Origin of the sequence: Micromonospora sp. NPDC002296 (assembly GCF_040296145.1) — a bacterium.
Lineage (GTDB): Bacteria > Actinomycetota > Actinomycetes > Mycobacteriales > Micromonosporaceae > Micromonospora.
In genome coordinates, this window is the sequence record NZ_JBEOWQ010000102.1 from 1 (window position 1) to 6,196 (window position 6,196).

A 6,196-nucleotide genomic window follows, 5' to 3' on the forward strand; every position below is an offset into this window, starting at 1 on the left:
CAGGCACCGGACCCGGGCCGCGGCGGGGCAGGCCTGCCGGGCCAGCAGCTCGTAGTCGCGGGCGGTCACCGCCCGGTCCTGCGCGCGCAGCTGCACCGGCCCGCGCAGCCGGGCCTCCGCCACGGTCTCCCCGTCGACGCCGCCGGTGGCCGGGCCCCGGTTCTCCACCCCCGAGATGTACGGCATGGAGCTGCGCAGGACGGCCAGGGCGCCCCGGGCGACGTTGCCGCTGTGCCCGCCCCCGGTGCGGTAGCGCCGGACCCGGACCCGCGACCCGGCGGCGGGTACGGCGCCGTACCGGCGCAGGGCGCCGTCGGGTTGCCGGACGGCCGGCCCGAACAGGACCTCCCCGGCGGTCCGGTCGACGACGACGTGCCGGTCGTCCGGCCCGGATCCGCTGAACGTGTCCGTCTCGGTCCACTCCAGCCACCCCGCACCGTCGGCGGTCTCCACCACCAGCGGATGCTCGTCTCCGACGATCGGCGGCCGGGCCACCGTGAACCGCTGGCCGGGCACCCCCTCTGCCTCCCCGACCTGCTCGCCGAGGACGGTCTCGGCGTGCACGGCGGTGACCGTGCCGCCGATCGTGGCCGCCTCGACCGAGCGCACGGTCGGGGAGGCGGCGTAGAAGGGCTGGCCGGATCGGGCCTCGACCAGCCGGCACCGCAGCCAGCCGGCCCGCTGCCCGCCCACCACGGAGGTGACGTGGGTGGCCGGCATGTGCAGTACCACCTCGCCCGGCCTGTTCAGCCCGCCGGTGTCGTCGTGGTCGACGTCGCAGGGCGACCAGTCCACGCCGGTCCACGCCTCCCACACCAGCGGCGGCTGGCGCGGGTCCACGCCGACGCCCTCCACCCGGCTGTCCATCCGCAGCAGGACCGCGCAGGAGGGCACCGCGGCGGAGAGGCCGAGCAGCATGGCGTCCCCGACCGAGGGGGCGGCCGGGAAGCAGGCCACGTCCCGGCCGTCGAGCAGTTCCTCGGTCCGGTCCACCGGAGGGCCCTGAGCGGGGTGGCTGCGCAGCCGGGCCAGCTCGCAGGGCACCACCGCCAGGTCCGCGGCGGTGGTGAACACGATGGCCTCGTCGGTCTGGGTCCGTTCCGTGCCGACCTCGGTGCCGGCGCGCAGCACCACCGGCTGGGTCTGCGGGCCCGAGAGCCAGAACGTGACGTCCCCCCGGGCGGCCGTGGGCGGGAACGGCCGGACGCCGATCAGGTCCAGGAAGGCCAGGTAGTTCTTCTCCGGCACCCGGTTGAGCCGGTACAGGAGCTGGTCGACCATGTGGGCGAACGTTTCGACCAGGGTCACCCCGGGATCGGAGACGTTGTGGTCGCTCCACTCCGGGCAGCGCTGCTGGATGAAGCGTTTCGCCTCGTCGACGAGTTGCTGGAAGCGACGGTCGTCCAGGTTGGGCGCTGGCAGCGGCATCAGGCGACGCTTTCCTCGTGGGACGGGATGACGTAGAACGGGAAGACCAGATTGCGGGGGTCGTTGGTGCCCCGGATCGAGTACCGGACGTCGATGTAGAGCACCCCGGCGTCCTCGGCGTCGAAGCCGATCACGACGTCGTGGACGTCGATCCGGGGCTCCCACCGGTCCAGTGCCCGGCGTACCTCGAAGGCGATGCGCCCGGCGGTGTTCTCGTCGGCGGGGGCGAAGACGTAGTCGTGCACCCCGCAGCCGAACTCCGGCCGCATCGGCCGCTCGCCCGGGGCGGTGCCGAGGATGAGCTGGATCGCCTCGACGATCTCCCGCTCCCGGTCGACCAGGGCCATCCCGCCGGTGGCGTCGGTACGCAGCGGGAACGCCCAGCCCGCCCCGATGAACTGCTCCGCCACCTGCTCACCCGCCGATCAGCACGGTCGGCGCGCCGGTGCTCACCACGGCCTTGCAGGTGGTGGCGTCGCCCCGGCGCGCGGCCTGGTGCCCGCCGATCAGCACCCGGCGCAGCGGCGGCGGCACGGCCGGCACGATCCGGTTGGTCAGCAGGAGCACGGCGTGCTGCGGCGGCTTGTCGCAGACGCAGACGGTGCCGACCACGGCGGCGGGCTTCCCGGCGATGAGCACGCTGGAGACCCCGAGCAGCGGGGCGCTGGGCGTACCGGGTGGCAGGGCCCGCCCGCCGGGTGGGCCGATCGTCCCGGTGGGTGGCCCGGGGGTGAGCCCGGTGGCGAGGTGGCTGATCTGGTCACCGATGCGCGCGGCCGGTGGCATGTGGCGTTCCTCCGGTCAGTTGAGCTTGACGAGTGGTGCCTGGATGTCGACCTGGGTGCCGCCGTCGACGGTCACCGACCGGCCCCTGAGGGTCAGCTCACCGGCCCCGGCGTCGAGGGTGATCCCGCGCCCCTTCACCGTGACCTGCTGCCGGGCCTCGATCTCGACGCTGCCGTCGCTGTGGATGGTCACCGCCGTACGCCGCTCGTCGAGGTGCACGGTGAGCCGGTCCCGGGACGTGCACAGCCGGATCCCCCGGGGCCCGGCGGGGAGCTGGGACTCCAGGAACTCGATCCGGTCCCCGCTGCGGGACGCGAACGAGCGCCGGTTCACCCGCCCGGACGAGGCGTCCACCAGCGCGCCGTCGTGCGGGGACGGCTTGTCCACCCCGTTGTAGAGCCCGCCGATGACGTACGGGCGGTCCAGCAGGCCCTGCTCGAAGCCGACCAGCACCTCGTCGTTGACCTCCGGGCAGAACACCCCGCCCCCGCCGACCCCGCCGAGCTGCACCGTCCGCACCCAGTCGGTCTCGTAGTCCGGGGCGTCGGTCAGCCAGGGGAACCGCAGCCGCACCCAGCCCTGTCCCACCCGCTCGGGATGGCGGCGGTCCACGTCGGCCTTGGTGTTGGTGACGATCCCGACGGCGAGCCCCGGCACCCGCATCGCCCGGGCCGGCGCGGCGGCGGCCGCGGTCAGGCCCCACGTCGACCGGTCCTGCCGGCCGCTGACCGTCAGCCACGTCTCGTAGAACTGGGCGGGGCCGAAGACGTGCCGGCTGGCGGTGGTCGTGTACTTCCCCTCGAACGGGCTGCCCACCCGCTGCAACGACAGCGGCACCCCGGCCCGCAGCCGGGGGTTGCCCCGGATGCCGACCTCCAGCTCCGCGAACGCCGCCGTCACGTCGGCGGCCACCGCGCCGGCGACCGCCCGGGTCTCGGCCGCCGTCCGGTACGGCACGTCCGCCACGCAGAGCCGGGCCGTGCCGAAGGGCCGGGACACCTTCCCCGGGGTGGTGCCGATCTGCACCTCGTCGCTGGCGTCGGTGGTGACCTCGGTGCGGACCGGCCGCTTGGCCCGGACGTCCCACCCGCGCACGGTGACCCCGGCCACCTGGCCGACCGAGGTCACGGTGGAGCGCACCGACAGCAGGTTCTCGTTCATCTCGACGACGAACGGGCTCTGCTCGGCGGTGACCCCGGCGCCCGGGGCGGCGGCGGCCCGCACCGACCGCCGGAACTCGAACCTGCCGTCGACGACCACCACCTCGGCGTCGTTGTCGACCGCCAGCATCTTGAGGAACTCCCAGTCGTTGACGTTCGGCTGGGTGACCGTCTCGTACACGGTCGGGGTGGGGTCGATCCGGCCGACCGGGATCCCGGCGGCGGCGGCGACCTCCCGGGCGATGTCGGAGGCCTTGCGGTTGACGAAGCTGCGGACCCGCTGACCCCGCATCAGCCGGTGGGACAGGTCCAGGGCCCGGACGGTGGTGAAGGTGCCGACGCCGTCGTACTCCGACTCCAGGGTCACCACCTCGCCGCTGAACAGCGGCAGCGGGGCGGCGTCGCGGCCGGTGCGGACCCGGACGGTCAGGTCGGTGCCGATGGTGACCCCGTTGTCGCGCAGGAACCGGCTCTGCTGGTCCCGGAAGCGCAGGGTGGCCGTCGCGGCCAGGTTGGTGCTGTCCTCCACGACCGCCGAGACCAGCCGGTCGGCCCAGGCCCGGGGCAGCGGCCCGGGCAGGCCGACGACCAGGTTGTTGGTGTGGTCACCGCTGGACATGGGGCCCCTCCTGGGTGCGCAGTTCGTCGGGGGCGGGCAGCAGCAGTTGGCGGCCCGTCCGCAGCCGGACCGGGTCGTCGATGTCGTTGGCCTCCGCGATGACCCGCCACTCGGTCGGGTCCCCGTACTCGCGGTGGGCCAGCAGCTCCAGGGAGTCCCCGGCCACCAGCCGGTGCACCCGGCGAGCGGTACGGCTGCCCGATGTCGGGTTCTGCCCGGGGGTGGCGCCGCTGACCTCGTTGAGCGTCAGCGAGCAGGTGGCCCGCAGCGGGGTACCGTCCGGGTCGAACAGGCTGTACGTGGCGTTGATCTGGCTGACGTACGAGTAGAAGGAGACGGTCTGGAACTGCCCCCAGGCGAACTTCACCCACGGCGGGGACGGCGCCTTCGCCGCGATGCTCGCCTTCGTCGGCACGCAGCAGGTGAGCAGGGCGTCGACCCGTTCCTGGACGCTGCGGGAGTGGGTGTCCGTGGCGTCGAGGAAGATCTCCAGGCTCAGCGTCCGGGGCCCGGACCCGCTGAACTCGGCGACGCCGACGTCCGCCGCGCCGCGTACCACGTGCGGGATCCAGTTCGCCGACTTGGTCAGGGCGAGCTGCTGCGGGTTGAACATGAAGGTGATCGGCCCACCGAGCGTCCCGCCGGGCTGGCTCCCGCCGGACGTGGGCGGCTGGTACCGCTGGAGGTTCGCCGCCACCTTGCCGGCCCGCGACCGCATCAGCCGACCTCCAGGAAGCCGTGGTACGCCAGCTCGATGCTCTCGCTGGCCACCTCGGAGCGGTTCGGGTCGAAGGACGGCCCCGACCACCGCACCAGGACCACGTCCGCCAGCCCCCACTGCACCAGCAGCGCCAGGTCGGGCCGGAGCGCCGCGATCTGCGCGGTCCCTCGGCGCACCCCGCTGGGCAGTTGGGCGAGGTAGCTGGAGACCTTGGCGGTTTCCCGGGTCAGCGGGCGGGTCAGGGTGACGTTCGTGTACCGCAACCGCGACGGTAGCTGCCAGACGAACTCGTTGTTGCCGCCCTCCTGGTACTGCTCCAGCTCCACCTCGCAGCCGAGGCCGTCACAGCCACTCCAGTCACCCAGGTCGATGCCGTCGACCTGGAGCCGGAAGTGGACACTCGTCCCGGGGTCACCACCGGCCATTCCCGTCTCCCCTCTCCTGTTGGTTCGTGCGGTGCGGCCCGTGCGCTGCCTGTGCGGTCGCACTGCCGCTGGGCGGGCTCACCGTGGGCCGTCCCGCCACCGGCCGGACCGCTCCCGGCTGGCCCGCAGGTCGGCTCGGACCAGCCGGCTGATCGGCTCGACCAGCCGGTGGGCCAGGGCGTCCAGGTGCCGCCGGTCGAGGCCCCGCAGCACGGCCTCCACGTCCGGCTCCCGGTCCGGGCCGGCCGGCTCGACGGTGCTGCGGCGCTGAACGGTCCCGGCGGTCGGCCCGGCGGCGCTCCGCGTCGGCCCGGCGGTCGCCGGCCGGGCGGCGGTGGTCTGGGCCGCGGGCCGGGTCGTCGCCCGCTGGACCGGCGCGACCGGCGCGACCGGCTGTGCCGGCGCCGGCCCGGTGGTGGCCCCGGGCCCGCCGGCCGTGACCGGCGCCGTCGTCCGCAGCGCCGGCATCGGTACGCCCCCGGCGGCCTCCCGCAGCGGTGCGCCGTGAGCGGCGGCGGGCCGGGGCGGCCCGGTCGGCGGGGCACTCCGGGCTGGACCGGTGGCCCCGGCGAGGAGCGGGCTCGGACCGTTACCCGGACGCGCCCCGGCAGGTCCCTCCCGGTTGCTGTGGGGCGGGCCGCCGTGGGGCTGGTCGGTGGCGGGCGCGTGGGGCCTCCCCGCGCCGGCTGGTGCGTGCCTGCGTCCGTCCGGTGCGGCGATCCCGGTAGCCCGTTGGACGGCCGCCGGGCGGCCGGGGTACGTCCCCGCGGTGGCGGGCCGTCCACCGGGGGGCGCCTCCGGGGCTCCGTCGCCGCGGGTCCGCCAGGTCACCGGCACCGTGGGCCGGGCGTCGGCCGCCGGTGCGGGGTCGGTCGGGGCGGGTGGCACGTCGGTGAGCAGGGTGAGCCGGCGCTCGGACAGCAGCGGGACCCGCCGCTGGACCAGCGTGGGCACGGGCTCACGGCCGGCGGACGTGCCGGGGGTCACAGCGGAGCCGGAACTCCCGTGCAGGCAGTAGTCGAACGCGGCGACCATCTCGTCCTCCCGCTCGACGCCC

The 6,196-nt window shown here is 75.0% G+C and carries 6 protein-coding genes and 1 pseudogene; all 7 read right to left on the reverse strand.

All coding sequences use genetic code 11. From position 1 onward, the window contains the following. On the reverse strand, nt 1-1,428 hold a 1,428-nt coding region (locus ABT023_RS28715), incomplete at its 3' end, for a putative baseplate assembly protein (protein WP_350889783.1). Further along, nucleotides 1,428-1,838 (reverse strand): GPW/gp25 family protein, encoded by a 411-nt coding sequence (locus ABT023_RS28720; protein WP_350889785.1) that lies wholly within the window; start codon nt 1,836-1,838, stop codon nt 1,428-1,430. The genes ABT023_RS28720 and ABT023_RS28715, both read right to left, overlap by 1 nt. 4 nt (nt 1,839-1,842) lie before the next feature. Beyond that, nucleotides 1,843-2,214 carry a PAAR domain-containing protein gene (locus tag ABT023_RS28725; RefSeq protein WP_350889787.1) on the reverse strand — a complete coding sequence of 124 codons (372 nt, stop codon included), beginning with the start codon at nt 2,212-2,214 and terminating at the stop codon, nt 1,843-1,845. 15 nt (nt 2,215-2,229) lie between these two features. Beyond that, a complete protein-coding gene (locus tag ABT023_RS28730; RefSeq protein WP_350889789.1) occupies nt 2,230-3,993 on the reverse strand; it encodes a VgrG-related protein in 1,764 nt (587 codons plus the stop codon). Next, nucleotides 3,980-4,711, reverse strand: a complete 732-nt coding sequence (locus ABT023_RS28735; RefSeq protein ID WP_350889791.1) for a CIS tube protein — start codon at nt 4,709-4,711, stop codon at nt 3,980-3,982. The genes ABT023_RS28730 and ABT023_RS28735 overlap by 14 nt, the downstream gene beginning before the upstream one ends. Continuing rightward, on the reverse strand, nt 4,711-5,139 hold the full coding sequence (locus ABT023_RS28740; protein WP_350889793.1) for a phage tail protein: 429 nt from the start codon (nt 5,137-5,139) through the stop codon (nt 4,711-4,713). The genes ABT023_RS28735 and ABT023_RS28740 overlap by 1 nt, the downstream gene beginning before the upstream one ends. A 78-nt stretch (nt 5,140-5,217) precedes the next feature. After that, nucleotides 5,218-6,196: pseudogene (locus ABT023_RS28745) on the reverse strand (hypothetical protein); the annotation flags it as partial.